General features: G+C 50.6%; 2 tRNA genes and 2 rRNA genes. All 4 read left to right on the forward strand.

Features of this window, described 5'->3' with window-relative positions:
* Positions 1–71: ribosomal RNA gene (locus ABIB60_RS22395) — 16S ribosomal RNA — on the forward strand; the annotation flags it as partial.
* 133 nt (positions 72–204) lie between these two features.
* Positions 205–278 (forward strand) — tRNA-Ile (locus tag ABIB60_RS22400).
* Between the two features lie 32 nt (positions 279–310).
* Positions 311–384: transfer RNA gene (locus ABIB60_RS22405), tRNA-Ala, on the forward strand.
* Between the two features lie 215 nt (positions 385–599).
* Positions 600–1083, forward strand: a 23S ribosomal RNA gene (locus ABIB60_RS22410); the annotation flags it as partial.

Consider the following 1083-nt stretch of genomic DNA (forward strand, 5'->3'; position numbering starts at 1 on the left):
TAGAACAAGTAACTGGGGCTAAGTCGTAACAAGGTAGCCGTACCGGAAGGTGCGGCTGGATCACCTCCTTTCTGGAGCTTGTTCTGACTCGGTTGGCAAGCTGGGGCTCACTTCCCCTTGATTTCGTTATAACCTGTAACCACACCGTCGTTGTCTTTTCCTCTTATTCAATATTTTTACGGATTCGACTCCGCGAGTCGACCCGGGCTTGTAGCTCAGGTGGTTAGAGCGCTACACTGATAATGTAGAGGTCCCTGGTTCGAGTCCAGGCAGGCCCACTTTACTCAACAATAGGTCGAGTATAAAGTATGGGGGATTAGCTCAGCTGGCTAGAGCACCTGCCTTGCACGCAGGGGGTCAACGGTTCGAATCCGTTATTCTCCACACGTAATGAATGCCAACCGGGTATTCTTACATATGGAGTTACCAAATACACAATCATACGAGTAGTTGTACGATTGTACTGCACTGCCCAGTAGGGGTGGTACACGTTCTTTGACATAAAGGGTTAACAAAGAGAAACAAACGAGTAACAAAACGAGACGCTATGCCGCTGTGCGTAGCCCTTGTTGCCGGCTTGTTCTACGGAACGAGCCTCTACAGAAGTAGAAAAGGGCACACGGGGGATGCCTAGGCTCTCAGAGGCGATGAAGGACGTGATAAGCTGCGAAAAGGCCAGGGGATTGGCACATACAAGGTGATCCTGGCATATCCGAATGGGGCAACCCCCTACTTTGAAGAAGTAGGATCTTGAATCTATAGGATTTGAGAGGCAAACCCGGGGAACTGAAACATCTAAGTACCCGGAGGAACAGAAAATAACATATGATTCCCCTAGTAGTGGCGAGCGAACGGGGAGGAGCCCAAACCAGTGTAGTTACGGCTACACCGGGGTTGTAGGACCTCAACATCTGATTATCTAATCTTAGCTGAACGACGTGGGAAAGTCGATCATAGAGGGTGAGAATCCCGTAGGCGAGCTGATTAGGTACGGTAGAGGATTCCTGAGTAGGGCGGGGCCGGAGAAACCCCGTCTGAATCCAGCGGCACCATCCGCTAAGGCTACATACTCCTGAGAGACCG

It is taken from the genome of Hymenobacter sp. UYP22 (assembly GCF_040547285.1).
In the GTDB taxonomy this organism is placed as follows: domain Bacteria; phylum Bacteroidota; class Bacteroidia; order Cytophagales; family Hymenobacteraceae; genus Hymenobacter.